Origin of the sequence: Mesonia algae, from assembly GCF_003253545.1 — a bacterium.
In the GTDB taxonomy this organism is placed as follows: Bacteria; Bacteroidota; Bacteroidia; order Flavobacteriales; family Flavobacteriaceae; genus Mesonia; species Mesonia algae.
Genome location: NZ_QKYV01000002.1, coordinates 136,955 through 152,413, shown reverse-complemented (window position 1 = coordinate 152,413; position 15,459 = coordinate 136,955). Strand labels below are relative to the sequence as shown.

14 protein-coding genes are annotated in these 15,459 nt (G+C 32.3%); 5 read left to right on the top strand and 9 right to left on the bottom strand.

Annotation, left to right across the window (positions count from 1 at the left end; all coding sequences use genetic code 11):
• Positions 1 to 19: 19 nt before the first annotated feature.
• From LX95_RS03885 to LX95_RS03865, 5 genes are read left to right on the top strand one after another with little or no spacing between them, the layout of a single operon-like run.
• A complete protein-coding gene (locus LX95_RS03885; protein WP_111540129.1) occupies positions 20 to 472 on the top strand; it encodes a hypothetical protein in 453 nt (150 codons plus the stop codon).
• Positions 473 to 474: 2 nt separating this feature from the next.
• Positions 475 to 1,698 carry a hypothetical protein gene (locus LX95_RS03880; RefSeq protein ID WP_111540128.1) on the top strand — a complete coding sequence of 408 codons (1,224 nt, stop codon included), beginning with the start codon at positions 475 to 477 and terminating at the stop codon, positions 1,696 to 1,698.
• Positions 1,699 to 1,715: 17 nt separating this feature from the next.
• Positions 1,716 to 2,510, top strand: coding sequence for an alpha-ketoglutarate-dependent dioxygenase AlkB (locus LX95_RS03875; RefSeq protein WP_245924720.1), 795 nt, complete (start codon positions 1,716 to 1,718; stop codon positions 2,508 to 2,510).
• A 20-nt stretch (positions 2,511 to 2,530) separates the two neighbouring features.
• Positions 2,531 to 3,040 carry an endonuclease V gene (locus tag LX95_RS03870; protein WP_111540127.1) on the top strand — a complete coding sequence of 170 codons (510 nt, stop codon included), beginning with the start codon at positions 2,531 to 2,533 and terminating at the stop codon, positions 3,038 to 3,040.
• A 19-nt stretch (positions 3,041 to 3,059) separates the two neighbouring features.
• Positions 3,060 to 3,491: a hypothetical protein gene (locus LX95_RS03865; RefSeq protein WP_111540126.1), complete on the top strand. Its 432-nt coding sequence runs from the start codon at positions 3,060 to 3,062 to the stop codon at positions 3,489 to 3,491.
• 71 nt (positions 3,492 to 3,562) lie between these two features.
• Here LX95_RS03865 and LX95_RS03860 read toward each other — a convergent pair whose 3' ends face one another.
• The 9 genes from LX95_RS03860 to LX95_RS03820 all read right to left on the bottom strand — a co-directional run bounded on the left by LX95_RS03860 (position 3,563) and on the right by LX95_RS03820 (position 15,421).
• A complete protein-coding gene (locus LX95_RS03860) occupies positions 3,563 to 4,333 on the bottom strand; it encodes a hypothetical protein (RefSeq protein ID WP_111540125.1) in 771 nt (256 codons plus the stop codon).
• A 34-nt stretch (positions 4,334 to 4,367) separates the two neighbouring features.
• The gene (locus tag LX95_RS03855; protein WP_111540124.1) at positions 4,368 to 6,743 is read right to left on the bottom strand and encodes a leucine-rich repeat domain-containing protein; all 2,376 of its coding nucleotides are present in this window, start codon (positions 6,741 to 6,743) and stop codon (positions 4,368 to 4,370) included.
• Positions 6,744 to 6,811: 68 nt separating this feature from the next.
• Positions 6,812 to 7,186 carry a hypothetical protein gene (locus tag LX95_RS03850; RefSeq protein WP_111540123.1) on the bottom strand — a complete coding sequence of 125 codons (375 nt, stop codon included), beginning with the start codon at positions 7,184 to 7,186 and terminating at the stop codon, positions 6,812 to 6,814.
• Between the two features lie 268 nt (positions 7,187 to 7,454).
• Complete coding sequence (locus tag LX95_RS03845) at positions 7,455 to 8,156, bottom strand: hypothetical protein (RefSeq protein ID WP_111540122.1); 702 nt, start codon at positions 8,154 to 8,156, stop codon at positions 7,455 to 7,457.
• Between the two features lie 4 nt (positions 8,157 to 8,160).
• Positions 8,161 to 8,676 (bottom strand): GNAT family N-acetyltransferase, encoded by a 516-nt coding sequence (locus tag LX95_RS03840; RefSeq protein WP_111540121.1) that lies wholly within the window; start codon positions 8,674 to 8,676, stop codon positions 8,161 to 8,163.
• A 105-nt stretch (positions 8,677 to 8,781) separates the two neighbouring features.
• Positions 8,782 to 9,513: an SIMPL domain-containing protein gene (locus tag LX95_RS03835; protein WP_111540120.1), complete on the bottom strand. Its 732-nt coding sequence runs from the start codon at positions 9,511 to 9,513 to the stop codon at positions 8,782 to 8,784.
• A 37-nt stretch (positions 9,514 to 9,550) separates the two neighbouring features.
• Entirely contained in the window at positions 9,551 to 9,871 is a 321-nt protein-coding gene (locus LX95_RS03830; RefSeq protein WP_111540119.1) for a hypothetical protein, read from the bottom strand.
• Between the two features lie 11 nt (positions 9,872 to 9,882).
• Positions 9,883 to 10,296 (bottom strand): hypothetical protein, encoded by a 414-nt coding sequence (locus tag LX95_RS03825; protein WP_111540118.1) that lies wholly within the window; start codon positions 10,294 to 10,296, stop codon positions 9,883 to 9,885.
• A gap of 121 nt (positions 10,297 to 10,417) precedes the next feature.
• Entirely contained in the window at positions 10,418 to 15,421 is a 5,004-nt protein-coding gene (locus LX95_RS03820; RefSeq protein WP_111540117.1) for a DUF4132 domain-containing protein, read from the bottom strand.
• Positions 15,422 to 15,459: the final 38 nt, after the last annotated feature.

Genomic DNA, 15,459 nt, shown 5'->3' with positions numbered 1-15,459 from the left:
TTTTTAACCAAATCATAAAATGAATTTAGAAGACACCATCACACTAATTAAAAACTTCCAAGTAAATGACGAAATGGAAGATTATGAAATTAGTGAATTCTTTGATGCTATTGGCTACCAATTAGAAGATGTAAATCGTTTTACAGATTCACAAAAGCAGCAACTCATTCAAACGCTTTTCGGTTTCTTAAAACGTCAAGATCCAGAATTAGATGAAGATTTCTCTTTTATTCATTTAATAGAAGCTATAGATCAACCAAACTACAAAATTTATAATGCTGAATTGCTGAAATTCAATAAAGAGAACGGTACAATTACTTCGACACTTTTATTAAATAGATGTATTAATGGTTTAAAAAAAGAGGAACGCAAAAAATATATAGAACTCCTAAAATTGATTTCTGAGAATACTAATTATACCGATTTAGTGAGAGCTGAAGCATTGGGTTATTATGAACATCAAACACAATAGTTATGAAGGCTGAAAACGTACTTTCTAAAACTAAAAATATTTTAATTGATTTAACGAATTCTGAAGATACTTCGGAAGCCTTAAATGATTTAAAAGCCAACTTTAACGGAAATGTAGTAACACGTTTTTCAGATATTGAAAACACAAAAAACTCAATCCGAATTTTTGCTCTGGGAGATATAACTTTGTTAGACGCTAAATCTGAAGACGTTTTCATTATCAAAGAATTTTCTTCTCATTACGAAAATCTTTCAACCCCAAATATAAAAGTGATAAATGAAGGGCAAGTCCCAATAAATGTACACAATGCAGGCGTGTTTTATCGTGAGTTTTTTGAGGATGAAAATTATTTTTCAAATATAGAGACAGAGCATCAATTTCAACATTTAACAGAATCTACAAAACAATCTGTAGCTTTAAGAAAAGGCATTTATCTAAGTAAAATCACCCAAGAAAAATCGACTAAAAACGAAGAACAACTTCATTTTAAATTATTAAGATGTTCTACTAACTTAACAGGACCAACAGATAATTTTAGAGCAACAGATACACATATTGTAAATGCAATTAATGAGGCTGTAAAATTTGATTTTGAAAAAGCCACCGAATTAAACCACGTTTTAGCTCAGATTTACGAGAATAAAAAGAAAGATAAAGACCATCCTAAAGATGTAAAAGCGAAGATAAAAGCGCATTCCGACAAAACGAAAGATATGCCAAAAGAGGGTTTAATTGCCTTCTGTACGTTTTACAATCAAACTAATTTAAATAAGTTAAGTCGTTCTAAAACGAATAAGTTCGATAGAATTTACGGGAAATCTAGCGGATTAAGTCGTCTGCTTTTCAAACTTAAATCGTCTGTAAATGATGACACTTTGGTTAAAGAGTTTAGTGTCACTTTATATCCTAATTCGGTATTTATTATCCCATTATCTACAAACCGTTTGTACACGCACGAGATAAGACCATCGGTTTTAGATATCGATTTAATTCCGATTAGAATGGGCTATGTCATTCGTTGTTCTAATCTAGAAGTTGTTTACACAAACGGCCAAACCTACATTAAAAATGAAGACGAACGTATTAAGTTAGAACCAATGGTTACTGAAAATCTAGAAGATTTAAGAACGTCTTATTACGAAGAAAACAAGACCGTTAAACGTGTAGATTATGGTAAAGTTCACTTTAGTATGAATACTGGAGATTATAAAAAACCAATCTATTAATCTGAAAGCATTATTGTATGAATATGTATCCGTTTTATAAAACGACACTTCCATTAAAAGCTAATTGTTTTGACTCTTTATCTAAAGAAATCAATTTTGAAGTCTTAGGAAAAGGACGTGTTGGGAATAATATAATAAAGTGCTTAGATAAAGGCATTCCCGTAGTAAGAACAACAACAAAGTTTAGTATTCCTGCTCATTATTTTACTGAAAATCATCTAGATATTTTAAATCATATAAATAATACATTAGAAGCCGAAAATCAACCAAAAACAGCTTTTAACTGTGGACTTATTGAAATATATGACGAGAACTATACAAAAATGGGCTATCATTCCGATCAAAATTTAGACCTTGAATCCGACTCTTATATTGGGTTATTTTCTTGTTATAAACATCCTGAAACACTTACAGATGCATCCACTCGTATACTTAGAATTAAAGATAAATCTACTGCGGAAGAATTTGATATTAAGCTTACGCATCATTCATTCGTTTTATTTTCTGTGAAAATGAATGCTAAATATTCACATAAAATAATTTTAGAAAACCCAAATCGTGAGGCGCTTAAATTAGCCGATAATAAATGGCTTGGTATCACTTTTAGAACTTCTAAAACCTTGGTTGAATTCAGAAATAATATCCCGTATTTTGAAGGTTGTACAGTAATGGATCTCGCAAGTGAAACGCAAGAAAAAGAATTTTATAAACTAAGAGGACAGGAAAATAGAAGTCTAGATTTTACTTATCCTGCTTTAAAATATACACTTAGTAAAGCTGATTTAATGTTGCCTTTAAAGACAGAACAGTAATTACAAAAAAAACAACAATTATGATACTCGCTTTTGATACTTATTATTACGACGGCAAAGCCAAAACCATAGCAGTAAGTTTTAACGATTGGGAAGACGACGAACCAACAAAAATTTACACCGATATTATTGAAGGCGTAGCACCATACGAGCCAGGGTCTTTTTACAAACGCGAATTACCGTGTATTTTAAGTCTACTTAAACAAGTGAATTTAGATGAAGTCGACTTAATTATCGTTGATGGTTACGTGATTTTAGAGGAAAAACATTTGGGCTTAGGGGGCTATTTGTACCAAGCTTTAGAAGGTAAAATTCCTGTTGTTGGAATTGCGAAATCTGAGTTTGTATCTAAAACTTCTGTATTTAAGGAAGTATGTCGTGGCGAAAGTAAAAAACCAATGTATGTGACCTCTATTGGTACAGATAGAGATGAGGTTTGTAATGCCATAGAACGTATGCACGGTAAATACCGAATGCCAACATTACTGCAGATTGTAGATACAAAAACAAAAGAAAATACTAAGAACTAATATTAAAAAAAATATAATTATGAATGAAGACTTAATCGTAAGCTCTGAAGATGAACTAAAACCACTATTTAGAAAAAATTACAGGGAGTTTATTGCTGAAAAACCAAGAACTGTAATTTTTGAGGAAGAAGAATTTACCTTGTATAATTTTGAAAAGATGATGGAGCTTACCAACATAGATGGAATGGAAGTCAGTCGAATTCACGCATTAAAACCATATGTAAAGACGTTAAGTGAATTTATGAATCCGACATTTAAAGATTTAGATGGTTATAAGTGGAGTTTAGAAAAGTTGGCTTTAGGTAAAGCTATAGGTGCTAATTCCGAAGGGGATTTATTGTTTTTTGGTTGCTATGATAATACTAAAGTACATTTATTTCGTCACGATGATGGCAGTATAAAGAGAACTAAATTGACCTTGTTTGAAATTATTAAACAATTTTCAGAGTAAATTTTAATGAGTTTTCTTATATAATAAAAGCCCAATTATAAATTTTATAATTGGGATTTTTAGGATTGAAATTACTCCGTATATCTTAAAAACAAATGTTTTTTATTTTTGATGATATCTGCTAATTTTTCAAACTCTGGTTCGGTGGTGTTATACAATTTTGCCAAGTCAGTTACCAATGCTTTTAATTCATTGTCTTCTAATTTTTCATTTCTAATAAATCCTAAAAAAGAAGCACCTATACCAAAAAGTTCAAAATTGTAGGTTTCAAAGAGGTGTTTTGATAATGCATAATTTTCAAAAGGACTGAAGTCGGCATCAAAATATCCATTCGGAAATCCGGTAAGGCCTTCGTATGGTTTATCAACAGGAAGAATTTTAAGAATCACCTGTTGGTCTAAAAAAGCCAATGGAGATTCATTAATGTTTTCTAAATCTAAAACATCGTCATCAGAATTGTCTATGCCTTTTTCACAAATGGTTTTAAAATCAATACCTTTTGTTTGTTTCAAAAAGTTTTCTCTGATAATGAAATATTCTGATGGTGTAGAAAGATGTCCCAAATGCTCGTTATCGTCATCATAACAAGCTTCATCGAGTCCAGATAAATCATAACTGTCTGTATCTAGCAGAGAATTATAATCACAAGCGTGACCGCTGGTATATTCAGCTTGACCTAAATCATCAAGCGTTAAGATTATGGTCTTGTCAGGATGATTTTGTTTATAGGTTTTATAAACCTCAATAAGTTCCTCGTACGACTTTATATTTTCGATTAAAAAACTGTCAAATAACATTTCTTGGTAAGGCTCTCGAGTTCTAATTAATTTTTCTATGTTCATAAGTTTTGTTTTAAATAGTAAATAGCATCAAAAATTACACATTTGCTTCTTTACTGAACTCTTTTTTCAACTTCGTATAACCTGGCGTTATTAAGTTATTGTATTTTTTTGGATTCATATTATATCCATCAAAACCAGAGATGTAATATTTTAGTTCTTTCAGTTTTAGTTTCTGAAAGTATTCTGGCACGGCATTTTCAAACTTACAACCATCAATGTCTAAGCGTTCTAAATGGGGTAAATCGGCTATCCAAGTTGGTAAATCGACAAAGTCATTTCCGCCTAAGGATAAGGTTTTTAAAGTGGTCATATGCTGAATGAATTCTGGCAACACTTCAAACTTATGGTTTATTAAAAATTCGGTTAGTTTTAATTCTGAAATACTTTCCGGAATACTATTTACCTCGTCACTAATGCCCCTAAAACTTAATTTTTTCAAGGCTTTAAACTGATTTAATTTCGCATAAGCTTCCATTCCAAATTGATAACTTAAGGCAATATAAATCGATTCTAAAACAGGTGCTTCTAAAGTTTCAAGACTTTCAAAAGTGGTATAACTTAAATCTAAAGCTTTTAAATTCGGCAACGTTACTTTAGGAAACGTAGTTGAAACGTCATAATGTGCCATATTTAAGCCCTCTAAATTGGGCATATTTTTAATAATAGATTCTAGGTTGTCTCCCTTATAAAAATCTAATTTAAAATATTTTAATTTCGGAGCAGGTAAGCTAGTTAATGTTCCCAGACTAGCTTCATTATTATCTAAATGTAAATGCTCTAAGTTTGTGCAATAGTGAAGTACATCTTTAAAATGACCTGTATTTGTATAAGCTTTTAGTGTGGTTAATAGTTTCGGTTTTGGTAAGTATTGCGTTAAATCTTCTTGCGTATTTTCGCATTCATTAATACCCGAAAAATGAAGCGATTTAGTTATTAAGTTGCTAAATAATACCTTAGGTTCTTCAATCGCTAAATTCCCAAAATAAGCTTGTTCAGCTTCAAGTAATTTTTCAGCAGGAACATATGCTTTAATATCAAATAGGTATAATTCTTTAATTTTAGAAGGTAAATTAGCAGCATTTAATACCAATTCACGACAACTATTAAAACTTAAAAAGTCTAAATACTCCAGGTCTTTTAAACCTTCAGGAATACTTTCTATACTAGCGCCGTACATTTTTAAATAGCGTAATTGCGTACATTTTTCAATATCTTGAAACAAGGTTTCCATATGAATTCCTTGATGAATATCGATAGCTTTAAGTGTTGTTAATTGTCCGAAACCGAGTGTGACCTCAGAAAAATCTGTGATATATTGAATTATTATTTTTTCTAAAGAGGTAAAGCGTTCAGGATGAGATAATACGTAATTTAAGGTTTTAGTATCTCTAACTAATAATTCAGTATTTGGAATAGGTGAACTTCCTGGTACAATTTGTAGACTATCGTCTAAAGTAATGTATTCACATTTCTTGGTAAATATTTGATTGTCTTCAATGGTTTTAATTAAAGGAACAGCTTTAAACTTAAGAACAAAAAGCTTGTTTAAATTGTGAAAGACCTTTGGTATTTCAACTAACAGTGGACATTTAAATAAATTAAATTTTTCAAGGTTTACGAGTGTAGAAATACTAGCAGGAAGTTGAGTTAAATGTTCTAATCTTATAAAATCTAATTCTTTTAAACTCGAAGGAAGTTGTAATTGAGAAGTGTCTTTTAAATTAACGACGTAGAAGCCTAATTCTTCTAGTTTTGTGAGTTTTTCTAGCTGAAGCGACGCTTGGAAATCTGTTTCTATATCGCTTAATTCTAGTTCTTTTATGTTTTTTAAAAACCAAAACGATTCAGGAAAGGAAGCGAGTTTTGGTAATTCTAGAGTCACACTTTCTAACTGTTGTAAATTCCCTATAGAAACGGGTAAGGCTTGGTAATCGCCTTTAATGTTTAAACCCGTTAAAGAGGTAATGTCACAAATTTCTTTTGGCAAACCGTTAGTAAATACATTAGCTATTTTTAGTCTAGTAACACCGTTTAAACGCGAAATAAGATCGGGTTGTTTTTCTAGTATTTCTGCAATACTTTTTGTTCTAATAGAAAGCAAAGAAAATTGAAAAGCGTTGTAGATTTTACCTATGGGAAATAATGGGTCTTTAAGTCCATATTTAAGTAAGGTCTCTAAAATTTCTCCTGAATTTTCACCATCTTCAGGCAATTTATTACGGGTTTTAAAAGCCGCAATAATCTCTGCTGTAACGTATTGCTCTATAGTTTCAGTAATTTCTGCAACAATAATTTCATCTCTAGACGTTTTACCAACAGCAAAAAGCTCATATAAATAAGCTTTTGGATAATTGGGTTGCGACTGTAATTGCTTGTAATACTGGTTAAGGTTAGAAAGGTCTAGGATCATAGTGTAAGTTTATAAGCTAAAATGTAGTTGGTATTAGATTAAAAGAATTTAAGTAATGCGAAAAGACATTAAGCCGACATACGGTTAATTGCTTCCATACGTTTTAAAATAATAGGCACAAATAAAGCAAACTTGGCATTGAATTCTTCTTGAGTTTTAGCCGTGTTTAAGTTTTCACCCATAGTTGCCCAAGTATTGTAAAGCGCCTCTTCCCTATTCTCTTCTTGGGTATCTATATTTAGGGATTTAATAAGATTAAAATTTTCATCTAGGTTATAAAATCCTGTTTCTTTTACAATTTCAAAGACAAGTTCAAAAATGCTTCTAGTATCTAAAAGTTCAGCGATTTTTATTTTTGATTCTGTTGATGTGCTTATAGCATCAAAAACATCTACCATTAAATTTTGTACTCTACCGTTAATGCTAAAGTCTAAATATTTCATTTTTAATCGTTTTATTTTTTTACTATTTATGCTCAATAAACTATTGCAAATAATACATTACTCACTTATTAGTTTTTGCATTTTAAAATAGAGTTCAAAATTAAAAAAGCATCTAGTTTTTTTAATCACGGTATTCCGCCATTTATAGATTTAGTAGTTGTTTGTTTAAGATTAATGCTACCTATTTTACTCCATAAAAAAAGGTCTTCTTATTGAAAAGAAAACCTTGACTGTAAGGGGTAATTAGCGTGTGTAAGCTTATCGTTATTTATGGACAATCCAATGAGGATATCAAATACTGACCGTCTAGATTTTCAACAATGGTAGTATAGCGTGTTATCCCTATTCCACTAAAAAAATATTTACTTCGTTTTTTTTCTATAAACTCAGGCATTAAAATAACACTTCCTTTTGAAGTTATATCAATATTAGGATTATGAACTGGCAATTGGTGATAAACCTCATTCAAAGTCATATCCTTATAAAGATAAGTATTCTCTAAGCATTCATTTAAATCAGTATAAGTATGAATTACATTTTCGTATGTTGTTATTTCCACTTCAACTTCATATTCTTTGTTGTTGAACGTTTCAATTTTTTTTTCTGATGTTTTGCTTTTTACTTTCCCTTTAAAATCTGGAATTATAATTCCATCCAATATTTCTTCTAATTGAGGTTTAAATCTTGTTAAATCTGAACTATGAATAAACCCTGAATATACTTGATTTTTAACTTCAATAAAACCTCCCTGAAGCTGAAATTCTACACCAATATGTATAGGTTGTTCTGTTTTAAGAATTCTGTTTGCTACAATTTTCTCTCCAACTTTAATGTTCTCAATAATTTCTGAATCTAAAGAAGGTTTTTTATAGAGATTAGCACCTGAAATATTTATAACATAATAAGAATTCTCGTCCCTTTTTTCTTGTAGAGAATAACGCGATGTATCTTCAATAAATATGCTTTTCATTATTTTAGTATTCTAAATACAAAATATAATTTGGGTTGGAATGCGTCTCAGATATTTTAAAATCAAATTCACCCACAATTTTAAATCCTTGCTTCATATAAAAATCAACAGCTTTTTTATTCTCTACCCAAACGGCAAGCCAAATGCCATTTTGCTTATTAGATTTAGATAATTTGATATTAAAGTTAAACAGTTCTTTGCCTAATTTTTTTCCGTGAAAAGATTTTAAGAGGTATATTCTATCTAACTTGGTAATTGATGAACCGGCTATATTTTTGTTGGTGGTATATAGTTCAATTTTTGAAAAACCAGCAATCACACCATCGCTATAAATAAGATGATAATGCACGTTATTGTTTTCAAATTCTTTAAGAATAACGTCCTTATGATAGGTTTTGGTAATATAATCTTCAATATTTTCTTTAGAAGCGCTGTGGCCGTGAGATTCTAAAAATGTTTGTTTTCCTAAGGCAACAATGACATCAGAATCTGTTGCATTTGCTTTTATAATTTCGACCATTATATACTTTTCTATTTTTTTGCTAAATTATTTTAATTAAATAGAAAAAGAAAGGTATTCTAATGAATAAGAATACCTTTTTTATGTTTGAAATTAAGTAGAGGATTAATCTACTTTATAAACCAATTTCATAGTAATTGATGCTGTTTTTTCTCTAGAACTCGTATTAAATGTTCCACCCCAAGAATAATCTTCACCAGAATTTTGACCCGTTATTTGAAATATTCCCATTCTAGCAGATTCTAAATCACTTAATGCACCACCAGAAAATTCAGCGATTTTCTCGGCACGTAATCTTGCATCTTCAGTAGCTTTAGAAATCATTTCAATTTTTAAATCGGCTAGCTTCGTATAGTAATATCTTGGTGCTTGCGAATAAAACTGAACGCCTTGATTTAATAATTCGGTGATTTCTCGAGATACTTTTTCAATTTTATCAACTTCTTTAGATTCAATTTCTAAGGATTGGTTCAGTTGATAACCTACAAATTCTTCACCTGCATAATCGCCATTAATGGTATAAATTGTTTTTGTTTTTTTGCTGGTAGACACCGCACTATAAATTAGTTCTTCGGGTTGAATTCCTTTATTTGTTAGGTAAGCATTTATCGTTGATTTTTTTTCTTCTAAACTGAGGTAAGCTTGTTTTAGATTGGTGTTTTCTGAACCAAAACTGCCTTCCCAAACAATAAGATCTGATGAGAAATCGGTTTTACCAAGACCGGTGACTTCAATTTGTCCGTCTACTTTATTTCTGTCGGTATAGGCTTTGCCTAAAAATATGGATGCGGCAACAATTGCGATGCCAAATATAATGGCGCTAGTGTAGTTTTTCATAATGTGTTTTGTATTAAGTTTTATAAAAGTTTAAATTTTAATCTAGAATTAAAGTTTGAAGTTGAATGGTTTTATTATTTGTCTCAAAATAAGTACCACTGCCAGAAACTTTTTTTGTAAATAAATGATGCTCATCGCCATATGAAATCCCCGAATTAACATCAAACGTGAAGGCTGCATTTTTAAATTTGAAGCTCTTTTTTGTGTTGTTTATAATGATATCGTTAAAATTTAACGTCACATCCCAATAACTAGAAGCTGTATTTCCCAATTCAGTTTCGGCTAGTAAATTTCCCCAAGTTTTATTATGGTTTGCAATTTGATTGGCCAATTGATCTTGTATGATTTCGGTTGTCATTATTTAAGAGTTTACCAATAGGTACCTACCAAAAATGTCATTCTTATAAAAGCAATCACACTATCTGAAGTGAGTTCTAGAGGTGTTTTTAAGTCAGTGATTTCATCATCATCTACAAAAACTACGAATAAACCGTCTTTAAAAGCGAGTAACACATTATCTATGGCTTTTTCTAAATTTGCTAAGTCCTTGTTGTTGATTTCTCCAAAGTCTACTTTTCCGCTTTGGGCTTGTTCTTGAATTTCTGCCGGACTTAAAAAACCTATGACATTTACTTCTAAACGTTTTTTATTAAAAGCTTCTACTTGATGTTTTACACAACCAATTAATAATTCTTCAAGGTTTTTTGGTGTTTCTTGTAATGTAAAAGGCACTTGTTTGACCTTTTTTTTACCTAATCTTTTAAGTTGTAACGTAAGTTCCATTAATGTACAGATGTTTTTGCGTTAGGGATTGCCGTGGAAAGCCCACAGTGCGGTAGCACGAGGACTTGCAACAGAAAGCCCGCCCTCACCTAAGTGAGGGAACGCCCTAATTAGTTTAAAGTTAGCTATTGATTTGTGCTAAAATAGTTGGATCTTGAATTTTATGATCTTCAGATAATAATTTCATTTTAGAAATAATTTCTGCCGATTTTGGATCTTCGTCTACAAATGGTAAAAATAGTCGGCCGCGATGCTGACTGTGCACCGGAATGATGGATAAAGCTAGCCCGTTTTTGCTCACCAATCCACTTCCTAAATGAATGGTGTATTCGCCAAGTTTTCCTGTAATAAACACGTGACGCTCCTTTACGGTAATGTTTTCTAACTTGAATAATCTTGCAGATTCTTCGGCCAAAGCAGCACGCATTTGCATTGTGCTATGGCTGGCTTCTGGATCTACGCCACCAACGTGAGCCACACTAACCACAAGATCTACATCGCGCATAATTTCACTAAAAACTACCGATGGAATTTCAGTTAACGGAATTCTCTCGTACGTATCGATGGAATGGAAACAGATGTCTTCTAGCGTTGGTGCTTCTGACTCTGAAGGCGAATACCAATCGGCCATCGCGTACATTGTGGCAATGAAACCACGTTTGTGATACACTTCTTGCAAACCGTCTTCCATACTTACCGTCCAACCGCGACCACGCAGAAGAGCAACGGTTTTTTTAGGCTGAATTTGGTGTCCTTGGTAACGCTCAGATCGGTTACTGTGTTCGCGTTCATCATCGGTAATTAAATACAATTCTCTAAATACTTGCTTAAAAGGTTGTACCAAACGCTCTGCAAACAGGTGTTTTTGGTAAATATCCCATTCTACAGCTTTGTACAGATGCGACGGATGTGCAATCACCAAAAGATCGTCTTCGTCTAGCTGATAAGTTTTTCCTACAGCATTGGTTAATTTACCTTCACTATAAAATCCTGAAATTTCTTTTTCTGAAACGTACATTACCAATTTGCTCAACATCACTCTTACAATAGGATGTTGCATCATATTATGAATTTCTAACGCTGAAAATTCATCTTCGTTCACCATTGCGTTTTCTAAAGATAAACGCGTTCTACTGTACTGTCTAGACAAGTAAGATTTGTTATCCTTTAGAGCCACAACTTGTTTGTCTTTGCGCAATTTAGCAGGAATATTTTTGAGTAATTTTCCAGCTTTGGTAACTTTAATTTCTGCTTTACCAAGATCGTTAATTAACAATTCAAGCTCAGTTTCTTCTATGGCTATTGTAGCATTTTCCATAATGGTTTGTGTGGCTTTGGCTTCCATTGCCCAACTGAAACGTACACGGTCTTTATAACCCGCAGTACGCGATAAATTGTCTAAACCAATTTCTACAGCAATCGCTTCACTTTCTTGACGCTGCGCTCCAAATTGCTTGCTTTCTTTTAAGAAATCTTGCAGCAGATTGTAACGTTTTAATAAATCTTTCTGCGGAACGGTTTTACTAAGCGGAATTAATCCTAAAGCACGCACGTAATCTTTATCGCGCTTGTCTTTAATTTTCTTTAGTGTTTCGGTGATTTTTACTTCCCCCAACATTACGCTAGAGTAAAGTTTTACTTGGCGGTGACCATTACCATCTGAAATATATTTGGCAGCATCGTGAAGTAATTTCCAATTCGATTTTCCGATGGTTTGGTACACTTTATTAAACCAATCCACATCTATGGCACCAAGAGCAAAATCACTTTTTGGGATGTTAGAATAACGCGAAATAATAGTTTCTTTTTCAGAATTCATATAATCTGAAGCGTGCGCCTGAAACCACCAAACGGCGCTTTCTAAATTTTCTAAACTTAGATATTCACCAACTACACCTGTCCATTGTGTGGCATAACAAGCAAGTTCTACCAATCGTTTTTTTGTGATTTTAGAGGTATCTGCAAGCTGAGCAAAGTCGGCATAACTCTCGGTATCTTTAAAGTCTGTTTTTTTTAGAATGGCACTAAAAATTGTTTTTCGGCTATCGCCATAATAACTATAACCGCGTTCAAAATTATCTTTTCCTAAACGTTCTAATATTCTGAAAACATAATCTACACCTTCTACACGGTGAATAGATTTCATATAAGAGGTTGCTGTGGTTCCTAAATCGCCACGTTCTAATTCTGTTTCTAATAAATTGGTTTTTAATGGCGCAATGACGTGTTTTGGAACACAGTTACGTTCAATTAATTTGTAATTCATTCGGTAATTAAAACCACCGTCCATAATCACCATTAATTCGTGAGAATTTAAAGCCTGAAAACGTAAATCATCTTCATTGATTAACCCTAATTTATAAAGTTTTAAAGTGACATCTAAATTTGGAAATGGTACAATACCTGGTCTTTTTTGCTGCTCTGTAATGACTTTAACATCTGTTGTGGCAATGGGATGACTAATATCTTGTGCCACCAAATACATATAAAGTCCCCAATAGCGTTGAAGTTGTTCTTCAGATAAATCGTCTAAATTGTTATGGCTTACTCCTGGTGAAAGCGGTAAAATAACATTGGCCCAATTGTAAGTTTTACTATTATAACGATAACTAGAGGATTGAAAATTTACTAATTTTAGGTTGTTAGGGAAATTAGCAATCATATCTTCCATCATATCCAATTTAAAGGCAACGATGGTTTTCATATCTGAATACGCCTTAGCTAAGCGTCTTAAAATAGTTTCGTAAGTGTCTGATGTAGTGAAATAGTGTCTTGCATCTCCTAAATTGAGACCATTTAAATCTGGATAATATTGTCTTGCAAAAGGCTCTAAATCTTTATAATCTCCAAATGGGTTATTGCGGTTTGCAATGTAGCGAATTGCAGCATACATTTCAAAATCGTTAAGTTGACTCTCTTTGTACCAAGCAATCCAAACATTAGCTAAAGGAATATTATGTAAATGTTCTTCTGGCGTTGCATCCTTACTCAATTTTTTGATGTCTCTAATGCCTTTTGCAATATAGGTAGTAGTAATCTCACCTTTAAAAACTTCGGTTTGGTACTCGTGGTTTCTATTTTGCGTTACAAGATCAATCAGGCGATTAACTTCCTTGATGATTTTATTAACATCTATAAAATCTTTGAATTTAAACCCTGAAGCTTCAGAAGTGGTGATTCCTAATTTATCAAAGAAACTGGTTTTTTTCTCAAAACGTGTTTTTGGAATGTATAACGGCGTTAAGTTATCATAATCTATGGCACCAAAACCATTAGAATAATTCAATTCTTCTGAATTATCTGAAAATTTATCTAAATAAACTTGCTCGTTTTTAGTAATTTTTGGTCGCTCATTATAAATCTTAATTTGCGTTTCAACCAAATCTGCGTGTCTATTATTATCGTGTAAAAGCGTTAATAACTCTAAACCTGCCAAACGTTGATCTATGCTTTTTGAGCCGACTAAGTTTGTGGTACTTTGTCTTAAATCTACTGAATTTAAGTTGAGGATGATCTGAATTAACGAGGTTCTTAAGTTTTTATGTTTTCGTCTTAATAAATCTTCAACAATTGCTAAATCTTCATCGTAAAGATGCATTTTGCTGAACAAGTTTAACCCTGTAGCCATTAATAACTCATTTCTATTGTAAATGGCTTTTCTGGCTAACGTACGTTTCCAATGGTTTTTATCGTAAGGTAAAAGCTCTTTTTTCTCAGATTTTTGGTTGTAATCATAAAAAGAGTAGCTGTAATGTTTAGGGAATACCTTACGAATATAATCTTCTCTAAATTCTGTTGGTAGCACCTCTAAATCATTAGCAATTAACTCTAATTGAGTTTCTGTTGCACCATAAACTAAAAAGCGATAGAAATACGATGAATTTGGTGTAAAACTCCACCAAGAGAATATTTTACTCTCAAAAGTTTTCCCTTTGTCTTCAGTAGTTTTTGCTACGGTAAATAGCTTTAAAAAGGTTTCGTCATCTAAAGTTTGGTTGGGCAAGTTAACCGCAACCCAATGGTCTAACGCATAATCTTTACCGATCTCTTTTTTGAAAAATTCAACTAAAGAATCATTGGTTCTATCTGTATTACTGATGAAGTATAAAGCTAAAATCTTTTTGTGTCGATCTTCCGACTCAAACACAATATCTAAGGCTTTTTTGTTTGCCGTATCGACATCTAAAATACCAATAGCCCATAAGCCTACTAATACTTCTAAATTATCCTTACTTTTTAGGTAAGTATCTACTTCTTTGAGGTTTAAAATTAGAGAATGTGCTAATTCTAAAACGCGATTAATAACCGACTTTTTAGGTGTGTCCCAATTTAAACCAAACCACATACTTACAGCTCTAGTAACACTTGTAAAACGGGTTAAGTCGTTTTCTAAAACAACATTAATTATATATTTTAGAGCGCCAAGACCAGACGTGTCTAAAGATTCTAAAATGGTCTGTCGTAAACCTTCTTGACGTTGAGCTGCGAGCAATAGCTTGGCAACCATTTCCCAATGTTTTTCATCTTCAGAAAGTAGCAACGCCTCAATAATATCTTTGCTAACGCCACCAATTTCATCTTCTGCTTGGAGAATATCGTCTAACAATTCATCAAACATTCCATTACCATTATGGAGTAAAGTGGCTAAAAAGTAACTATTTCCGTGCGGAAAATAGGTACTGTATTGAAAATGTTCCTGTAAAGACAAGCCACCAAAACCTTGTCTACTTAAACTTAAAAAAGAGGAGAAAAGTTGTAATTTATTACGTAAAGTATCTATAGTTTTTACAGATCTAAATGCTTTTCTAGAGTACCCTTTTTGGTAAGGCAAAGTGTCCATAAAATCCCACATATCGGCTAAATATGGTGTTTGAATAATGCCAAACAACTGCATCCCTAAACGCATTCCTTCTTCGGTTCGCCAAGGGTTAGCATTAATGGCATCTTCAGCAACCGCAATATAGTCTGTTGCGGTGTAATAATCTCTTCTCTCACCTTTATCAATACGACCTAAAATTTTGGCTAACACACGATAAGGTTCGGAAAACGCACGAAATTCAAAACGATCTACGGCTGGTTTTTTATGACTGTGAATGTATTTTTGAGCTTCTTCTATTGGGATCATATCTTGTTATACTTATAGCTGTTATAAATGTAAATTAT

Bases quoted from the DNA above. Each gene is read 5' to 3' on its own strand.
- LX95_RS03885 (WP_111540129.1), top strand. From the start codon at position 20: ATGAATTTAGAAGACACCATCACACTAATTAAAAACTTCCAAGTAAAT.
- LX95_RS03820 (WP_111540117.1), bottom strand. From the start codon at position 15,421: ATGATCCCAATAGAAGAAGCTCAAAAATACATTCACAGTCATAAAAAA.
- LX95_RS03855 (WP_111540124.1), bottom strand. From the start codon at position 6,743: ATGATCCTAGACCTTTCTAACCTTAACCAGTATTACAAGCAATTACAG.
- LX95_RS03870 (WP_111540127.1), top strand. From the start codon at position 2,531: ATGATACTCGCTTTTGATACTTATTATTACGACGGCAAAGCCAAAACC.
- LX95_RS03865 (WP_111540126.1), top strand. From the start codon at position 3,060: ATGAATGAAGACTTAATCGTAAGCTCTGAAGATGAACTAAAACCACTA.
- LX95_RS03830 (WP_111540119.1), bottom strand. From the start codon at position 9,871: ATGACAACCGAAATCATACAAGATCAATTGGCCAATCAAATTGCAAAC.
- LX95_RS03835 (WP_111540120.1), bottom strand. From the start codon at position 9,513: ATGAAAAACTACACTAGCGCCATTATATTTGGCATCGCAATTGTTGCC.
- LX95_RS03880 (WP_111540128.1), top strand. From the start codon at position 475: ATGAAGGCTGAAAACGTACTTTCTAAAACTAAAAATATTTTAATTGAT.
- LX95_RS03840 (WP_111540121.1), bottom strand. From the start codon at position 8,676: ATGGTCGAAATTATAAAAGCAAATGCAACAGATTCTGATGTCATTGTT.
- LX95_RS03875 (WP_245924720.1), top strand. From the start codon at position 1,716: ATGAATATGTATCCGTTTTATAAAACGACACTTCCATTAAAAGCTAAT.
- LX95_RS03825 (WP_111540118.1), bottom strand. From the start codon at position 10,296: ATGGAACTTACGTTACAACTTAAAAGATTAGGTAAAAAAAAGGTCAAA.
- LX95_RS03850 (WP_111540123.1), bottom strand. From the start codon at position 7,186: ATGAAATATTTAGACTTTAGCATTAACGGTAGAGTACAAAATTTAATG.
- LX95_RS03845 (WP_111540122.1), bottom strand. From the start codon at position 8,156: ATGAAAAGCATATTTATTGAAGATACATCGCGTTATTCTCTACAAGAA.
- LX95_RS03860 (WP_111540125.1), bottom strand. From the start codon at position 4,333: ATGAACATAGAAAAATTAATTAGAACTCGAGAGCCTTACCAAGAAATG.